The sequence below is a fragment of the Streptomyces sp. NPDC015171 genome, from assembly GCF_043079545.1.
Lineage (GTDB): Bacteria > Actinomycetota > Actinomycetes > Streptomycetales > Streptomycetaceae > Streptomyces.
Window position 1 is genome coordinate 325343 of sequence record NZ_JBIBUO010000003.1, and the last position, 19981, is coordinate 345323.

A 19981-nucleotide genomic window follows, 5' to 3' on the forward strand; every position below is an offset into this window, starting at 1 on the left:
CATGAGCGCTTCGACCCCTTCGAACCCCTCCGGTTCCGCGCGGCCCTCCCAGCGGGACCGTGCCGAGGCACTGCCCGAGGAACTGCGGGAGGCGCTGCGGCGCCGGCTCGCCGGACGGTCCGGCGGCGCGGCCCCGGCCGCCCGGCAGGGCATCCCGCGTGCCGACCGGGACCGTCCGCTGCCGCTGTCCCACGCACAGCAGCGCCTGTGGTTCCTCGACCGGCTGCGGCCCGGCGATGCCCGCTACAACAGCGCCGTCGCCGTCCGCTTCACCGGCGCCCTCGACCACACGGCGCTCGGCGAGGCCCTCACCCTCGTGGTGGCCCGGCACGAGGCCCTGCGCACCACCTTCGAGGAGAGCGACGGCCACCCCGTCCAGCGGGTGCACCCGGCGGGCCCGGTGCCGCTGCCGGTCCGGGACACCCGCGACCTGGCCGCCGACCTGTCGGACGCGTACGCCCGTCCCTTCGACCTGCACCGGGGGCCGCTGCTGCGCGCCCTGCTGCTGCGCGAGTCCGCCCTCTCGCACGTCCTGCTGCTGACGGCCCACCACATCGTCACGGACGGCTGGTCGACGGGCGTGGTCCTGGACGAGCTGTGCACCGCCTACGACGCCCTCGCCCGCGGCGCCACGCCCGAACTGCCCCCGGTGGCCACGCAGTACCCGGACTTCGCGGTCTGGCAGCGCGCCCAGCTCGCCGGGGACCGGCTCGAACGCCGGCTCGCCCACTGGAAGGAGCGGCTGGCCGGGGCGGTGGCGCCGGAGCTGCCCCTGGACCGGCCGCGGCGCGGCGAGGAGGCCGGAGCGGGCGCCGTCCACTCCTTCACCGTCCCCGCCCACGTCACCGAGCGGCTGCGCGACCTCGCGCGCGAACACCACAGCACCCTGCACACCGCCCTGGTCGCCGCCGCCCAGGCGCTGCTGGCCCGCTGGTCGGGACAGGACGACAGCACCGTCGGCTCGCTGACCCCCGGCCGGCCCCGCACCGACCTCGAACGGACCGTCGGCTTCTTCGTGAACACCGTGGTGCTGCGCACCCCGGTGGACGCGTCCGGATCCTTCCGCGACCTGCTCGCGCGGGCCGCCGACACCGTCAACGACGCCTTCGCCCACGGCGACACGCCGTTCGAGCGGATCGTGGAGGCAGTGGGCGCACCCCGCGAGCCGGGCCGCAACCCGCTGTTCGACGTCATGGTCGTGCTGCACCCCGACCCGCCCGCCGCCACCGCCCCGCACGGGCTCGCCACCACCCCGGTCCCCGTGCCCCGGCAGGCGGCCACCTTCGACCTCAGCATCGAGTTCGTGCCGGACGGCACCGCGCTGACCGGTCTGCTGGAGTACCGCACCGACCTGTTCGACGCGGCCACGGCCGAGCGGCTCGCCGGACAGCTGCTGCGCCTGCTGGAAGGCGCCGCCACCACTCCGAACCGCCCGCTGGGCAGCCTGCCCCTGCTCTCCGACGAGGAGGTCCGGCGCGTCGTCCACGACTGGAACGCCCCCGCGCACCGGACCGTGCCCGACACCGCCCACATCGAGGTCTTCGAGCGTCGGGCCGCCCGCACCCCCGACGCCCTCGCCCTCGTCGCCGGCGCCGAACGGCTGGACTACGCCACCCTCAACGCCCGCGCCAACCGGCTCGCCCACCACCTCATCGCCCGCGGCGCCGGACCCGAACGGCTGGTCGCGCTGCGGCTGCCGCGCACCGCCGACATGATCGTCGCGATCCTCGCCGTCTGGAAGTCCGGCGCCGGCTACCTCCCGCTGGACGTGGCCCTGCCCGAGGAGCGCGTGAGATTCCTGCTGGACGACGCCCGCCCGGCGCTGGTCCTGGACGAGAGCGCCCTGCGCGCCGTACCCGCCGGTGCCCCGGACACCGACCCCACCGACGCCGACCGGCGCGGCCCGCTGGACCCGGACCACCTCGCCTACGTGATCCACACCTCCGGCTCCACCGGCCGCCCCAAGGGCGTCGCCGTCAGCCACCGCTCGGCGGCGCACCTGCTCGCCGCCCACCGGGCCGGGTTCGTCGCCGAGGCGGGCGGCGGCCCGCTGCGGGTCGCGCTCACCGCGTCCTTCTCCTTCGACACCTCCCTCGAAGGCGTGCTCCTGCTGGCCGACGGCCACCCGCTGCACCTGGTCGACGAGGTGACCCGGATGGACCCGGCCGCCGTCGTCGAGTACGTGGTCGAGCACCGCGTCGACTTCCTCGACGTCACCCCCTCCTACCTGCGGCAGCTGCTGCCCGCCGGGCTGCTCACCGACCCCAGGCACCGCCCCCGGGTCCTCATGCTCGGCGGCGAGCCGGTCGGGCCCGCGCTCTGGCGCGAACTGGCCGACCACCCGGACACGGCCGCCCACAACTTCTACGGCCCCACCGAATGCACGGTCGACGCGCTGTCCTGCCGTATCGACGGCGGTGACCGCCCGCTGGTGGGCCGCCCGCTGCCCGGGGTGCGCGCCTACGTGCTGGACGACCGGCTCCAGCCGGTGCCGCCCGGCGTCGGCGGCGAGCTGTACCTCGCCGGCCCCCAGCTGGCCCGCGGCTACACCGGCCGGCCGGGCCTCACCGCGGCCCGCTTCCTCCCCGACCCGTACGGGCCGCCCGGCACCCGCATGTACCGCACCGGCGACCTGGCCCGGTGGACCGCCGACGGCCGCCTCGACCACCTCGGCCGGGCCGACGACCAGGTCAAGGTGCGCGGCCACCGCATCGAGCCCGGCGAGATCGAGGCCGCCCTGCTCGCGCTGGACGGGATCGCCGCCGCCGCGGTCGTCGCCGCGCCCGACGCGCACGGCCACACCCGCCTCGCCGCCTACGTCGTGCCCGCCCCCGGCGCACCCCGGCCCGCACCCGCCGAACTGCGCGCGGCCCTGCGCCGCGTGCTGCCCGACCCGCTGGTGCCGTCCTCCTTCACCGCGCTCGCCGCACTGCCGCTGACCACCAGCGGCAAGCTGGACCGCCGCGCCCTGCCCGCCCCCGACCTCGAAGGCGGCGACCGGGAACGGGAGTTCACCGCCCCGCGCACCCCCGACGAGGAGACCCTGGCCGGCATCTGGGCCGAGGTGCTCGGCGTGGCCCGGGTCGGTGTCACGGACAACTTCTTCGAGCTGGGCGGCGACTCGATCCTGAGCATCCAGGCCGTCTCCCGGGCCCGCGCCGCCGGTCTCGTGATCGGCTCCCAGGACGTCTTCCGGCACCAGACGGTCGCCGACCTGGCCGCCGCCGCGTCCCGCCGCACCGTTCCCCTGCCCGCGCCCCGGCGCCCGCGGGCGGACGGCCCCGCCCCGCTCACCCCCGTCCAGGAGTGGTTCCTCGCCACGCACGGCCCGCTGCGGCACTTCAGCATGTCGATGCTGCTCGACCTGCCGTACGACCTCGACGAACAGGCCCTGGAACGCGCCCTGGAGGCGCTCGTGGCCCGGCACCCGGCGCTGCGCACCCGCTTCACCCGCACCGCCGAGGGCTGGCGGCAGCACCCCGGCACCGGCCCGGCCACCGCGCTGCTCACCCGCCACGGCCCGGGGACGGCGCCCGCCGAGGCCGCCGAGCAGGCACGCGCCGCCCTGGACCCGGCCACCGGCACCCTGCTGAGCGCCGCCCTGCTCACCGGGGCCGAGCGCCCGCGCCTGTTCCTGACCGCCCACCACCTGGCCGTCGACAGCGTCTCCTGGCGGGTGCTGCTCGCCGGTCTCGAACAGGCCTACCGGCAGGCGGCGGCGGGCACCGAACCGGCCCTGGAACCGGAGCACACCCCGTTCGCCGACTGGGCCCGCGCGCTCGCCGAACGCGTCCGGGCCGGCGACCTGGACGACGACCTGCCGCACTGGACGCGGGAGGCCGGAGCACCGGCCGCACCGCTGCCCGTCGACCTCCCCGGCACCCCCCTCGCCGGGTCCGTGCGCACCGTCCGCACCCGGGTGGACCGCGCCACCACCGAGGCGCTGCTGCGTCGGGTGCCGGGCGTGTACCGCACCCAGGTCAACGACGTGCTGCTGAGCGCGCTCGGCCGGGTGCTGGCCGACTGGACGGGCACGGACCGGGTGACCGTCGCCCTGGAGGGCCACGGCCGGGAGGAGGAGCTGGCCGAGGGCGCCGACCTGTCCCGTACGGTCGGCTGGTTCACCGTGCAGTACCCGGTCACCCTGACCCCGGCGGGCCCGGACGACTGGGGGGCCACCCTCAAGGCCGTCAAGGAGCGGCTGCGGGCCGTACCCCGGCGCGGCCTGAGCCACCAGGCCCTCGGCCACCTCGGCTCACCCCGCCCGGAGGCCCGCGCCCTCGGCGAACTGCCGCTGCCCCAGGTCTGCTTCACCTACCACGGCCAGTGGGAGGCGCCCGCCGGAGGGGACTTCGCGCCCGTCGCCGACCTGCCCGGCCGGGACACGGACCCCGGCGAGCCGCTCGACCACCTGCTGGACGTCTCCGCGCTGGTGAGCGAAGGCGAGCTGGAGATCACCTGGCACTACAGCGACCGGGTGCACCGGTCCGGCACCGTCAGGGAGCTGGCCGAGGGCATGGTGCGCGCGCTCGGCGCCATCGCCGAGCACTGCGCCGCGCCCGGCGCGGGCGGCCGTACCCCCTCCGACTTCCCGCTGGCCCGCCTCGACCAGGCCGGCGTGGACCGCCTCGTGGGCGACGGCCGGGACGTGACGGACCTGCTGCCGCTCACCCCGCTCCAGGAGGGCATGCTCTTCCACCGGCTGGTCGGCGGACCCGACGACGTCTACGTCGACCAGGCCGCCCTGCTGCTGGACGGCGTGAGCGACCCCGACGCCCTGGCGACGGCCTGGCAGCGGGTGACCGACCGCACCCCCGCCCTGCGCACCTCGGTGGTGTGGGAGGGCGTTCCGGTGCCGCTCCAGGTGGTGCACCGCCATGTCCGCGTCCCCGTCACCCAGCTGGACTGGCGGGAGGCGGACGCGGACGGGCACGACGCCCGGCTGGCCCGGCTGCGCGCCGACGATCTCGCGCGCGGCCTCGACCTCGGCACGGCACCCCTGATGCGGCTCACCCTCGTCCGGCTGCCCGGCGCCCGGCTGCGCCTGCTGTGGACCTCCCACCACCTGATCCTGGACGGCTGGAGCCTGGCCCAGGTCCTCACCGAGGTGTTCGAGGAGTACACGGCGCTCACCACCGGCACCGCGCCACGGCCCCCGGTACGCCGGCCGTTCGGCGACTACGTGCACTGGCTGGCCGGCCAGGACAGCGAGGCCGCCCGCGCGCACTGGCGGGCCGTCCTCGCCGGGTTCGCCACCCCCACCCCGCTGCCCGCCGACCGCGCCGGGCGCCCGGGACACGAGACCCGCTCGGCGGGCGTCCACACGGCCGGGCTGACCGAGGAGGTCTCCGCGCGGCTGGCCCGCACCGCCCGCGCGGCCGGACTCACCCTCGGCACCGTGGTGCAGGGCGCCTGGGCGCTGCTGCTGTCCCGCTACGGCGGCGAACGGGACGTGCTGTTCGGCACCACCGTCTCCGGACGCCCCGACGACCTGCCCGGCGCCGAGTCGATGGTGGGCATGTTCATCAACACCCTGCCCACCCGGGTCCGGGTCGACGGCGGCCGTACCGCCGCCGCCTGGCTCCGGGAACTGCAGGAGGAGCAGGCCGAGGCGCGGCGGTTCGCGGCGGTCTCCCTGGCCGAACTGACCTCGCTGAGCGACCTGCCCGCCGGCAGCCCGCTCTTCGACACCATGGTGGCCTTCGAGAACTACCCCTTCGACGAGGCCCGTTCGGCCGCGTCCGGGATACGCCTCGCGGAGGTCCACTCCCGCGACGCCACCAACTACACCCTCGTGCTGCGCGCCTACCAGGGCGAGCGGTTCGGCTTCGACCTCGCCTACGACCCGGAGCTGTTCGACGCCCCGACCGTGCGCGGCCTCGCCGACCTGCTGTGCCGGCTGCTCACCGAACTGGCCGACGACCCGGAACGGCCCGTGCGCACCCTGGCCCGGACCACCGCCGGGGAACGGCGGCGGACACCGGACGAGCGGCACGGCACCGAGGAGGCCCGCCCCGCCGACACCCTGGACGCCCTCTTCACGGCCCAGGCCGCCCGCACCCCCGGCGCCGAGGCCGTCACCTGCGGCACCGACCGGCTCGACTACGCCGCGCTCGACGCGCGCTCCGGGCGGCTCGCGCACCGGCTCGCCGAACTCGGCGCCGGACCCGAGACGTTCGTGGCCCTCGCACTGCCCCGCTCCACCGACCTCGTCGTGGCCGTCCTCGCCGTCCTCAAGACCGGCGCCGCCTACCTGCCCATCGACCCCGCCCTGCCGCCGGAGCGCGTCCGGCACCTGCTCGCCGACGCCGCCCCGGTGGCACTGGTGACCACCACCGGGACCACGCCGGACACGGCCGTGCCCGTCCTGCCGCTTGACGACCCCGGTGTACGGGCCGACCTGGACCGGCGCCCCGCAGCGGGGCCGCCCCGCCGCGCGCTGCCCGACAGCCCCGCCTACGCCATCTACACCTCCGGTTCCACCGGCCGGCCCAAGGGCGTCGTCGTCCCGCACGCCAACGTGGTCCGGCTGTTCACCCGCACCCGGCACTGGTTCGGCTTCGGCCCCGACGACGTATGGACGCTCTTCCACTCCTACGCCTTCGACTTCTCGGTGTGGGAGCTGTGGGGCCCGCTGCTGCACGGCGGCCGGCTCGTCGTCGTCCCCGAGGACACGGCCCGCTCCCCGGAGGACTTCCTGCGGCTGCTCGCCGACGAACAGGTCACCGTGCTCAACCAGACCCCGTCCGCCTTCTACCCGCTCAGCCGCGCCGACGCCGAACTGCCCGACGTCAGCGCCCGGCTGGCGCTGCGCACGGTCGTCTTCGGCGGCGAGGCGCTGGACGTGACCCGGCTCGCCGACTGGTACGCCCGCCACCCGGACACCGCGCCCCGCCTGGTCAACATGTACGGCATCACCGAGACCACCGTGCACGTCACCTACGCCCCGCTCGACCGCTCGGCGGTCCGCGCCGGCACCGCGAGCCCCATCGGCACCGGCATCCCCGACCTGCGGATCCACGTCCTGGACGACACCCTCCAGCCGGTGCCGCCCGGTGCGATCGGCGAACTGTTCGTGGCCGGCGAGGGCCTGGCCCGCGGCTACCTGGGCCGGCCGGGCCTCACCGCGGCCCGCTTCCCCGCCGACCCGTTCGGACGGCCGGGCACCCGTATGTACCGCACCGGGGACCGGGCCCGCCTGCGGGCCGACGGCACCCTGGAGTACCTGGGCCGCGCCGACCAGCAGGTCAAGATCCGCGGCTACCGCATCGAACCCGGCGAGATCGAGGCAGCCCTGCACAGCCACCCGGAGGTGGCGGCTGCCGCCGTCGGCGTGTACGAGGACACCGCCGGGACCCGCCGGCTCGTCGCCCACGTCGTCGGCACCGGCACCGGCGAACGCACCGCACCGCCCCCGGCCGCCGCCGAACTCCGCGCCCACCTGGGGAAGCTGCTGCCCGCGCACATGGTGCCCGCCGCCTATGTGCCGATGGCCGCGCTGCCGCTCACCGCCAACGGCAAACTCGACCGGCGTGCCTTGCCCGCGCCGGGACCGGACGGATTCGCCGCCGACGCCGTACGGACCCCGCCGCGCACCCCCGCCGAACGGCTGGTGGCCGCCGCGTGGACGGACGTCCTGGACACCGGCGAGGTCGGCGCCGACGACGACTTCTTCGCCCTCGGCGGCGACTCCATCCTCGCCGTCCGCGTCACCTCCCGGCTGCGCGCCGCCTTCGGCGGCGACGTCTCGCCCCGGCTGCTCTTCACCCACCCCACGCTGTCCGCCCTCGCGGCGGCCCTCGGCGAGCCCGGGTCGGGCGGCACCGCCGACACCATCCCGGCCGCCGCCCCGGACACCCCGGCGCCCCTGTCGTACGCCCAGCAACGCCTGTGGTTCCTCGACCGGTTCGAGCCGGGCAGCACCGAGTACACGACCCTGTCCGTGCTGCGGCTGCGCGGCCCGCTCGACACGAACGCCCTGCACACCGCCCTGGACGGCCTGGTCGCCCGGCACGAGGCCCTGCGCACCACGTTCGCCGAACACGACGGCCGGGCCCGGCAGATCGTCCACCCGCCGCGGCCCGTGGACCTCCCGGTGACGGACCTCGCCGACGCCGCCGCCCTGGACGGCCTCCTCGACCGCGAGGCCGCCACCCCCTTCGACCTCACCACCGGGCCCCTGCTGCGCACCCGCCTGGCCCGGTTCGCCGCCGACGACCACGTCCTCGTCCTGGCCGTGCACCACATCGTCACCGACGGCTGGTCCTTCGGCGTCCTCGGCCGGGACCTGGGCGAGCTGTACACGGCCGCCCTGGAGGACCGCCGCCCCGACCTGCCCGACCTGCCCGTCCGCTACACCGACCACGCCGCCTGGCAGCGCGCACGCGCCGACCGCGCCGAGTCCGAACTCGCCTACTGGCGGCGGGCGCTGGACGGGGTGACACCGCTGGAGCCGCCCACCGACCGGCCGCGACCCGCCGTCCGCGGCCGCGACGGCGCCCTGGTGACCTTCACCCTGCCCGCCGCGCTGACCGAGCGGCTCACCCTGCGGGGCCGGGAGGCCGACGCCACCCTCTACATGACCCTGGTGACCGCCGTACAGGTCCTCCTCGCCCGCTGGGCCGGCCAGGAGGACGTCACCGTCGGCACCGTCACCGCCGGCCGCGAGCGCCCCGAACTGCACGACGTGGTCGGCATGTTCGTCAACACGCTGGTGCTGCGCGCCCGGGTCCGCCCCGAGCTGTCCTTCCGGGAACTGCTGGCCGGGGCGCGCACCACCGTGCTGGAGGCGTTCGCCCACCAGGAGGTGCCGTTCGAGCGCGTCGTGGACGCCCTCAGGCCGGAGCGGGACACCAGCCGCACCCCGCTGTTCCAGGTCATGGTCGCCCTGCACAACCTCGGCGCCGAACCGCCCCGGCTGCCCGGCCTCGCGGTCGAGCCGGTGACCCCGCCGGTGCGCAACGCCACCTTCGACCTCGCCTTCGACTTCGTGGCCGGCGACGACGGACTCACCGGCCACCTGGAGTACGACACCGCGCTGTTCGACGCCGGCACCGCCGAGGACCTGGCCGCCCGGCTGCGCATCCTGCTGGAGGCCGCGGCGGCGGACCCCGGCCGGCCCGTGGGCCTGCTGCCGCTGATGACCGACGCCGAGCGGCGCCGGACGGCCCGCCATGAGCGGGGCGCCCGGCTGCCCGCACCGGACACCACCTTCCCCGCCCTGTTCGAGGCCCAGGCCGCCCGCACCCCGCACCGCACCGCCCTGGTGGCCGGCGACACCACCCTGGACTTCGCCGCGCTCAACCAGCGGGCCAACCGGCTCGCCCACCACCTCATCGCCCAGGGCGCCGGCCCCGAACACGTGGTCGCCGTACGCCTCCCGCGCACCTCCGACCTGCTGGTGGCGCTGCTCGCGGTCCTCAAGGCGGGCGCCACCCTGCTCTGCCTCGACCCGGCGCTGCCCGCACAGCGGGCGGACCTCCTGCTCGCCGACGCCCGCCCGCACACCCTGCTGACCGGACTCGGCGCCGTGCCCTGGGACCGGCTGCCCGCCCACGACCCCGCCGACACCGACCGGACCAGCCCCCTGCTGCCGGAGCACACCGCCTACATCGTCTACACCTCCGGCTCCACCGGCCGCCCCAAGGGCGTCGCCGTCGAACACCGGCAGCTGGTCAACCTCTGCCACGACCACCGCACCGGCCTGCTCGCCCCGCACACCCTCGGCGGGCGGCGGCTGCGGACCGCGCTCAGCGCCTCCTTCTCCTTCGACACCTCCTGGGAAGGGGCGCTGTTCCTCGCCCTCGGCCACCAGGTCCACCTCGTCGACGAGGACGTCCGCCTCGACCCGGAGGCGTTCTGCGCCCTGGTCGACGCACACCGCCTCGACCTCGTCAACGTCACCCCCACCTTCCTGCGCGAACTGACCGCCGCCGGACTGCTCGCCCCCGGCCGCCACCACCCGCGGCTGCTGCTCGTCGGCGGCGAGGCCGTCACCCCGGCCGGCTGGCGCGACCTCGTACGCGCCGAACGGGAGCTGGGCGTGGCGGTCTACAACATGTACGGGCCCACCGAGTGCACCGTCGACGCCGTCTACGGCCGCGTCACCGACCGGACCGACCTCCCGGTCATCGGCCGCCCCGGCGGCAACCTGCGCGCCTACGTCCTCGACGGCGCGCTGCGCCCGGTGCCGCCCGGGGTGCCCGGCGAGCTGTACCTGGCCGGGGCACAGGTGGCCCGCGGCTATCTGCACCGGCCGGGACTGACCGCCGCCCGCTTCCTCGCCGACCCGTTCGGGGCGCCGGGGGAGCGGATGTACCGCACCGGCGACCGGGCCCGCCGGCACCGCGACGGACTGCTGGAGTTCCTCGGCCGCGTCGACGAGCAGGTCAAGATCCGCGGGTTCCGGATCGAACCCGGCGAGGTGGAGGCCGCCCTCCTGGACCACCCGGACGTCTCCGACGCCGCGGTCGCCGCCCGCGAACACGCCGGGCGCCTCGTGCTCGTCGGCTATGTGGTGCCCGCCGCCGGCCGCACGCCGTCCGCCGACGCCCTGCGGCTCGCGCTGCGCCGCACCCTGCCCGACCACATGGTGCCCACCGCGTTCGTCCCGCTGGCCCGCGTCCCCCGCACCAGCAGCGGCAAGACCGACCGGCAGGCCCTGCCCGCGCCGCCCGCCCAGCCGGACAGCGCCACCCCCTACGTGGCCCCCAGGCCCGGCGCCGAGGAACGCCTGGCCGCGATCTGGGCGCAGGTGCTCGGCGTCGAACGGGTCGGCGCCCGCGACAACTTCTTCGCGCTCGGCGGCGACTCCATCCTCAGCATCCAGATCGTCTCCCGCGCCCGGCAGTCGGGACTCGCCCTCACCACCAAGGACGTCTTCCGCCACCAGACCGTCGCCGAACTCGCCCTGCGCGCGAGGGAATCGGCGCCGCGCCCGGCTCCCGACGACGGCGCGGCACCCGGCGAGGCACCGCTCACCCCGATCCAGCACTGGTACCTGGACGGCCGCGACCCGGCGCACCGGCTCCGCTTCACCATGACCCAGCGCCTCGAACTCGCCCCGCAGGCCCAACCCGCCGCGCTGGAACAGGCCGCCGGCGCCCTCGTCCGCCGGCACGCCGCCCTGCGCACCCGGTTCACCCGCTCCGCCGACGGCTGGCGCCAGGAGGTCCTGCCCGAGGCGCCGGACGGCGTCTTCGCCCGCCACGACCTGGCCGCCCTGGACGAACCGGCCCTGGAGAGCGCGGTGCAGCGGCTCACCGACGAGGCGCAGGCCGCCCTCGACCCCGCCACGGGCCGGGTCGTCCGCGTCCTGTTCTTCGACGCGGGCCCCGCCCGCCCCGGACAACTCGTCGTCACCGCACACCACCTGGTGATCGACGGCGTCTCCTGGCGCATCCTGCTCACCGACCTGGAGACCGCCCACCGGGCCGCGACGGCCGGCCGGCCCGTCGAACTGCCCGCCCCGGCCACCTCCTACGGCCACTGGGCGGACCGGCTCGACCGGCACACCCGTTCCGGGGCCTTCGACGCCGACCTGCCGTACTGGACGCGCACCGGCGACGCCCCGGCCGGGCTGCCCGCCGGACGGCCGGGCCCGAACACCCACGGCGGCGCCGCCCTCCTCACGGTCACGCTGGACGCGGAGACGACCGACGCCCTGCTGCGCAAGGTCCCGGAGGTCTACCGCACCCAGGTCAACGACGTCCTGCTCAGCGCCCTCGGCCGCACCCTGGCCCGCTGGTGCGGGCGCGACACGGTGCTGCTCGGCGTGGAGGGGCACGGCCGCGAGGACCTCTTCGAGGACGTGGACCTGTCACGGACGGTCGGCTGGTTCACCGCCGAGTTCCCGCTCGCGCTGCGCACCGAACCGGACGCCGGCTGGCACGACACTCTCCGCTCGGTCAAGGAGCAGCTGCGCGCGGTGCCGCTGCGCGGCCTCAGCCACGGCGCCCTGCGCCACCTGGTGCCCGGCAGCCCGCTCGCCGGCGCCCCGGCTCCGCTGATCGGCTTCAACTACCACGGCCAGTGGGACACCGGGAGCGCCGAAGGCCTGTTCCGCGGCGCACTGCCCCCGGCCGGCCGGGACACCGACCCGGACGAACCCCGCCCCTACCTCCTGGACATCACCGGCGTGGTCCAGCGGGGCCGCCTCGAACTCGGCTGGACCTATCCGCCGCAGGTCTACGACGAGGCGGTCGTGCGCCGGCTCGCCGAGGAGACCCTCGCGGCCCTGCGGGAGATCGCGGCCCACTGCGCCGGCCCCCGGGCGGGCGGCCGCACCCCGTCCGACTTCCCCCTGGCCGGCCTCGGCCAGGACCAGCTGGACCGGCTCGTCGGCACCGGCCGGCACGTCGAGGACGTCCTGCCGCTCACCCCGCTCCAGTCCGGCATGCTCTTCCACGGCCTCGTGGACACCGAGCACGCCTACTTCGACCGTACGGCCGTACGGCTCTCCGGCGTGGCCGACCCGCACGCGTTCGCCGCCGCCTGGCAGCAGGTCGCCGACCGCACCCCGGCGCTGCGCACCAGCGTCCACTGGCAGGGCCTGCCCCACCCGGTCCAGGTCGTCCACCACCGCGCCGAACTCCCCGTCACCCACCTCGACTGGCGCACCCTCCCGCCCGCACAGCGCGCGGAGGCCACCGAGCGGCTCCTCGCGGAGGACCGCGCGGCCGGCATGGACCTCACCGGCGCACCGCTCACCCGCCTCACCCTGGCCGCCCTGCCCGGCGACGAGGTGCTGCTGCTGTGGTCCACCCACCACATCGTGCTGGACGGCTGGAGCACCGGACAGCTGCTCACCGAGGTGTGCGAACGCTATGCCGCGCTCACCGGGGGCCCCGACCCGGCACCCCCGCTGCGCCGGCCCTTCGCCGACTTCCTGCACTGGCTGCGCGCGCAGGACGAGACGGCCGCCGAGCGGCACTGGGCCGATGCCCTCGCCGGCTTCACCGCCCGCACCCCGCTGCCCTACGACCGCGTACCCGCCGAGGCCCACCGCGCCCGGTCCGCCGCCGCGGTCCACCACGCGCTGGACGCCCGTGTCTCGCGGCGGCTGCGGGAGGGCGCCGCCCGCGCCGGACTCACCGTCAACACCGTGGTGGAGGGCGCCTGGGCGCTGCTGCTCGCCCGCACCAGCGGCCGGGACGACGTGGTGTTCGGTACCACCGTCTCCGGCCGCCCGGCCGAACTGCCCGGCGTCGAAGGCATGATCGGCATGTTCATCAACACCGTGCCCACCCGGGCCCGTGTCCCCGCCGGGCCGGTGCTGCCCTGGCTGCGCGGGCTCCAGGAGCGGCAGAGCGACGCCCGGCGCCACGACTTCCTCGCCCTGCCCCGCATCCAGGCCGTCAGCGACATCCCGGCCGGGGAGCCGCTGTTCGACAGCATGGTGGTGTTCGAGAACTACCCCGTGGACGAGTCGGCCACCGACCGCACGGGCATCCGGGTCGAGGAGGTGCGCGCCGACGACGCCACCACCTTCCCGTGGTGCCTGCGCGCCCACCTCGCCGAACGGCTCGCCTTCGACCTGTCCTACGACCCCGCCCTGTTCGACGCCGGCACCGCCGAGCGCGCTGCGGACCGGCTGGCCAACCTGCTCACCGCCCTCGCCGACGGCCTCGACACCGACCTCGCCGCGCTGGACCTGCTCACCCCGGCCGACCGCGACCTGCTGGCCGCCTGGAACACCACCGCCCGCCGGACCGCCCCGCGCAGTCCCGTGGACCTGTTCGCCGAGCAGGCCCGGCGCACCCCGGACGCGCTCGCGGTCCGCGCGGACGGCCAAGAACTGACGTACCGTCAACTCCACGACTGGGCAGGCTCCCTGGCGGCTCGGCTGCTGTCCGAGGGGCTGTCCGCCGAGGACCGGGTCGCCCTGCTGATGGACCGCTCCGCCGAACTCGTCGTCGCCCAGCTCGCCGTGCTCCTGGCCGGCGGCGCCTACGTCCCCGTCGACACCCGGGCCCCCGAGGAACGCCGCCGCGCCCTGCTCGACCGGGCGGGCGCGACCGTCCGGCTCACCGCGCACGACGTCACCGCCGCCCGCACCGGCCCCGCGCCGCGGCGGACACCGGCCGCCGACCCCGACGCGCTGGCCTACGTGATGTTCACGTCCGGCTCCACCGGCCGGCCCAAGGCGGTCGGGGTACGGCACCGGGACGTCGCGTCCCTGGCCACCGACAGCCGGTTCGCCGACGGCGTGTGCGCCCGGGTGCTGCTGCACTCGCCGGTCGCCTTCGACGCCGCCACCTTCGAGGTGTGGGCGCCGCTGCTCACCGGCGGCTGCGTCGTCGTCGCCCCGGGCGAGAGCGTGGACGCCGCCCTGCTGCGCCGGCTCACCGCCGACGGGCTCACCGCGCTGTGGCTGACCGCCGGACTGTTCCGGCTGCTCGCCCAGGACGCGCCCGACTGCTTCCAGGGCCTCAGGCAGGTGTGGACCGGCGGTGACGTCGTCCCCGCCCAGGCCGTGCGCCGGGTGCTGGCCGCCTGCCCCGGCCTGACCGTCGTGGACGGCTACGGGCCCACCGAGACCACCACCTTCGCCACCTCCCACCCCCTCACGGACCCGGCGGCGGTCCCCGACACCATCCCCGTCGGGCACCCGCTGGACGACATGCGCGTCCACGTCCTGGACGCCCGGCTGCGGCCCGTACCGCCGGGCTGCGCGGGCGAGCTGTACCTGGCCGGCGAGGGCGTCGCCCGCGGCTATCTGGGCCGCCCCGGCGACACCGCGGCCCGCTTCCTCGCCGACCCCGCCGGCCCGCCCGGCACCCGGATGTACCGCACCGGCGACCTGGCGAGGCGACGCCCGGACGGCACCGTCGAGTTCCTGGGCCGCGCCGACGACCAGGTGAAGATCCGCGGCTTCAGGGTGGAGCCCGGCGAGGTCGAGGCCGTGCTCGCCGCCCACCCGGACGTCGTGGACGCGGCCGTCCTGGCCCGCGAGGACCGGCCCGGCGCCAAGCGGCTCGTGGCCTACGTCGTCGGACCGGCCGGACAGGACATCGAGGAACTCAGGGACTTCGCCGCCCGCACCCTGCCCGACTACCTCGTCCCCACCGCCTTCGTCCCGCTCGCCGCCCTCCCGCTCAGCCGCAACGGCAAGGTCGACCGGGCGGCCCTGCCCGCGCCCGAGGACGCACCGGGCCGCCGGCGGCGGGTCGCGCCCCGCACCGAGGCCGAGCGCCGCACCGCGGCCGTCTTCGGCGAGGTGCTCGGCAGCGAACCGCCCGGCGCCGAGGACGACTTCTTCCGGCTCGGCGGCGACTCGATCCTCAGCATCCGGCTCGCCTCCCGGCTCGCCGAGGCCTTCGGCACCGACCTCACCCCGCGCGCGGTGTTCACCCACCCCACACCGGCCGCGCTGGCCCGCCTGCTCGACACCCGGCGGGGCTCCGGCCGCCCGGCGATCGTCCCGGTCGTCCGGGACGCCGTCGCACCCATGTCCCACGCCCAGCAACGCCTCTGGTTCCTCCAGGAGTTCGACCCCGGCGGCACCGAGTACGTCACCGCGCTCGCCCTGCGGCTGCGCGGCCCCCTCGACGCCGGCGCGCTGCGCGCCGCCCTCGGGGCCGTCGTGGCCCGGCACGAGTCGCTGCGCACCACCTTCGACAGCGTCGACGGGCACGGCGTCCAGATCGTCCGCCCGCCCCACGACGTACCGCTGCCCGTGCACGACCTGTCCCGGCACCCGGACGACGAGCGGGAGCCGGCGCTGCGCCGCCTGCTCGCCGGGGAACGCACCCGCCCCTTCGACCTGCGCGAGGGCCCGCTGCTGCGGGCCGGCCTCGTCCGGCTCGCCGCACACGAGCACGTGCTCAGCCTCGCCCTGCACCACATCGTCACCGACGGCTGGTCCACCGGCGTACTCCTCACCGACCTCGCCCACCACTACCGGGCCGGACTCGGCTCCGCCGAGGCGGAGCTGCCGCCCCTGCCGGTGCAGTACGCCGACTACGCGCACTGGCAGCGCACCGCGGGGGACGCCGGCGCACAGGAGCACCTCGCCTTCTGGAAGCGGCGACTGGCCGGCACCGCGCCGCTGGAACTGCCCACCGACCGGCCCCGGCCGCCGGTGCGCACCAGCGCCGGCGCGACCACCCGGCTGTCGGTGCCCGCCCCGACCGTCCGGCACCTCACCCGGCTCGCCCGGCAGCACGGCACCACCCTGTTCACCACGCTCGTCGCCGCCGCGCAGGCCTACCTCGCCCGGCTGTCCGGCACCGAGGACATCGCCGTCGGCACCGTCACCGCCGGCCGCGACCGGCCCGAGACCCAGCCCCTCGTCGGATTCTTCGTCAACACCCTGGTGCTGCGCTCCCGGGCCGAGGCCGGACAGCCCTTCAGCGGGTTCCTCTCCGCCGTGCGGCAGACGGTCCTCGATGCCTTCGCCCACCAGGACGTGCCGTTCGAGCGGGTCGTCGACGAGGTGCAGCCCGTCCGCGACACCAGCCGCAGCCCGCTCTTCCAGGTCATGGTCGTCCTGCAGAACACCCCCTCCGGCGGCCTCGACCTGCCCGGGGTCGAGGTCACCGACGTCGAACCGGAGTCGGAGCAGGCCGCGTTCGACCTCACCCTGGAGTTCGCCGAGACCGGCTCCGGGGCGCTGGACGGCCTGCTCACCTACAACACCGACCTGTTCGACGCGGCCACCGCCGAACGGATGGCCGCACAGCTCGGCACCCTGCTGCGCGGCGTCGCCGCCGACCCGGACCGCCCGCTGGGCACGCTGCCGCTGACCTCCGACGACGAGCTGAAGGCCCTCCTCGCCCAGGGCCGGGGCACCTTCCGCCCGGTGCCCGAGGCCACCCTGCCCGCCCTGTTCGAACGGCAGGCGGCCCGTACCCCGGACGCCGTGGCACTGATCGACGGCGACCGGGAGCTGACCTACGCGGAAGTGGACCGGGCGGCCAACCGGCTCGCCCACCGGCTCCTCGGGGACGGTGTCGGACCGGAGCGCGTGGTGGCCCTGGCACTGCCCCGCTCGGCGGCGAGCGTGGTGGCCCAGCTCGCCGTCGCCAAGGCCGGCGGCGCCTTCCTGCCCGTGGACCCCGACTACCCCGCCGAGCGACGGGAGTTCATGATCCGGGACGCGGGCGCCCGCCCGGTCCTCGGCGACCCGGCCGAGGTGTGGGCGGCCGACGGGCCGGAGACGGCCCCCACGGACACCGACCGCACCACGGCGCTCACCCCCGCCCACCCGGCCTACGTCATCTACACCTCAGGCTCCACCGGCACCCCCAAGGGCGTGACCGTCACCCACCGGGGCCTCGCCTCCTTCGCCGCCGCGGCCGCCGTGCGGTACGCGGCGGGGCCCGGCGACCGGGTCCTCCAGTTCGCCTCGCCGAGCTTCGACGCCTCCGTGCTGGAGCTGTGCGTCTCCCTGCTCAGCGGGGCCGCCCTGGTCACCGGCGAGGAGGGGCCGCTGGTCGGGGAGCGCCTCGCGGAGGTGCTCGCCGAGCGGCGGATCAGCCACACCCTGATCCCCCCGGCGGCGCTGGCCACCGTCCCGCCGGAGACCGCCGCCGCCCTGCCCGGCCTGCGCACCCTCATCGTGGGCGCCGAGGCCTGCCCGGCCGACCTGGTCGACACCTGGGCCCCGGGCCGCCGGATGATCAACTCCTACGGCCCCACCGAGGCCACCGTGGTCGCCTCCTGGACCGGCCCGCTGACCCCGGGCACCGGCGCCCCGTCCATCGGCCGTCCCGCCGCCGGCACCCGCGTCCATGTGCTCGACGCCGCCCTGCGCCCCGTACCGCCCGGTGTGACCGGCGAGCTGTACCTCGCCGGGCCCGGACTCGCCCGCGGCTACCTGGGGCGGCCGGGACTCACCGCCCAGCGGTTCGTCGCCGACCCGTTCGGCACACCGGGGGAGCGGATGTACCGCACCGGGGACCTGGTCCGCTGGACCGCCGACGGCCGGCTCCGGTACGCCGGACGCGCCGACGACCAGGTCAAACTGCGCGGCTTCCGCATCGAGCCCGGCGAGATCGAGAGCGCGCTGCGCCGCAGCCCGCTGGTGCGGGACGCGGCCGTCGTCGTCCACACGGAGCAGGCACCCGGCGCTCCCGCGCGGCTCGTCGCGTACGTGGTCCCGGCACAGGCGCCGGATGCCGGGCTGCCCGCTGCCGAGCCGTCCGACACCGAGCCGTCCGGCGCCGACTCGTCCGCCGCGGAGCCGTCCGCTGTCCGGCTGCCCGTCGGCGAGCTGCGTGTGCACCTGGCCGGGCTGCTGCCCCCGCACATGGTGCCCTCGCTCTTCGTACCGCTCGACCGGCTGCCGCTCACCCCGAACGGCAAGACCGACCGGCGGGCCCTGCCCGCCCCCGGGCCCGCACAGGCCGCCGACGGCCCGCGGACCGCGCCGCGCACCGACACCGAGCGCCGTATCGCCCGCATCTGGGCCGATGTGCTGGGCATCGAGGAGGTCGGCGCCGACGACAACTTCTTCGCGCTCGGCGGCGACTCCATCCTCAGCATGCAGGTCGTCTCCCGGCTGCGCCGCGACGGCCTGCACATCGCCACCCGGGACCTGTTCACCCACCAGACCGTGGCCGAACTCGCCACCGTGGTCCGCGCCGCCCCCCAGCGGTCCGGGGAGGGCCCGGTCACCGGCGAGGTGCCGCTCACCCCGATCCAGGACTGGTTCCTGACCAGCCCCCGCGCGGCCCACCACCACTTCAACCAGTCGGCACTGCTGGAACTCGACGGCACCCCCGACCCGGACGCGCTGCGCGCCGCGCTCGACGCCCTGCTGGACCACCACGACGCCCTGCGCATGCGGTTCACCCGGGACGAGCACGGCTGGCGGCAGTTCAACCCGGCGCCCGCAGCCGGCCACGGCATCCTCACCCGGCACGACCTGACCGGGCTGTCCGGCGAGGAGGCCGACGCGGCCATGGCCAAGGCCGCCGACGAACTGCACGCCGGCTTCGACCTGGCCCGCGGCCCGCAGCTGCGCGCGGCCCTCTTCACCGGCGACCCCGGCCGGCCCGCCTTCCTCCTCCTCGTCGCCCACCACCTGGTGGTCGACGCCGTCTCCTGGCGCATCCTCCGCGACGACCTGGAGACCGCCTACCGGCAGGCCCGCCAGGGCGCCCCGGTCACGCTGGGGGAGCGCGGCACCAGCTTCCGGGCGTGGTCGCGCGCCCTCGCCGCGCACGTCGCCGAGGGCGGCCTCGACCACGAACTGCCTTACTGGGAACAGGCGGTGCACACCGGCCCCGCACCGGCTCCGGCACCCGACACCGGTCCGGCCGCCGCGGTGAGCGTGGAACTCGGCGAGGAGGACACCGAGGCCCTGCTCCGCTCCGCGCCCACCGCCTACCGCACCCGGGTCAACGACGTGCTGCTCGCCGCCCTGGCGCTGGCGCTGGCCCGCTGGACCGGGCACGACCGGGTCCGCCTCGACCTGGAGGGCCACGGCCGTGAGGACCTGCTCGACGGCGTCGACCTCTCGCGCACCGTCGGCTGGTTCACCACCGTGTACCCGGTCGCCCTCCAGGTGGCCGACCCCGGCGACCTCGGCCCGGACCGCGACTGGCGGTCCCTGGTGAAGTCGGTGCGCCGCCAGCTGCGGGCCGTACCCGGCAACGGCATCGGCTTCGGCGCGCTGCGCACCTTCGGCCCGCCGGAGGTCCGCGCCCGCCTCGGCGCCCACGCCCACGGGCAGGTGGTGTTCAACTACCTCGGCCAGTGGGACGCCCGCCCCGAGACGGCGGACGGCGGCCTGATCCGCGCCGAACACGGTTCCTTCGGACAGGACCACGACCCCCGGGACCCCGGCTCGCACCCGGTGGAGGTGGTGGGCGCGGTGCAGCACGGCCGGCTCGCCTTCACCTGGCACCACCGGCCCGGCAGCCACGACACCGCGACCGTGCGCCGGGTCGCCGAGGAGTTCGCCGAGGCCCTGCGCCACCTCGCCCGGCACGCCCGGGGAGGCCGGTGACCCGACTCCGGCCGCCCGCGGCACCGC

The 19981-nt window shown here is 76.5% G+C and carries 1 protein-coding gene; it reads left to right on the top strand.

Annotated features, from left to right (window positions below):
• Position 1: 1 nt before the first annotated feature.
• Complete coding sequence (locus ACF073_RS09740) at positions 2–19954, top strand: non-ribosomal peptide synthase/polyketide synthase (RefSeq protein WP_392068063.1); 19953 nt, start codon at positions 2–4, stop codon at positions 19952–19954.
• Positions 19955–19981: the final 27 nt, after the last annotated feature.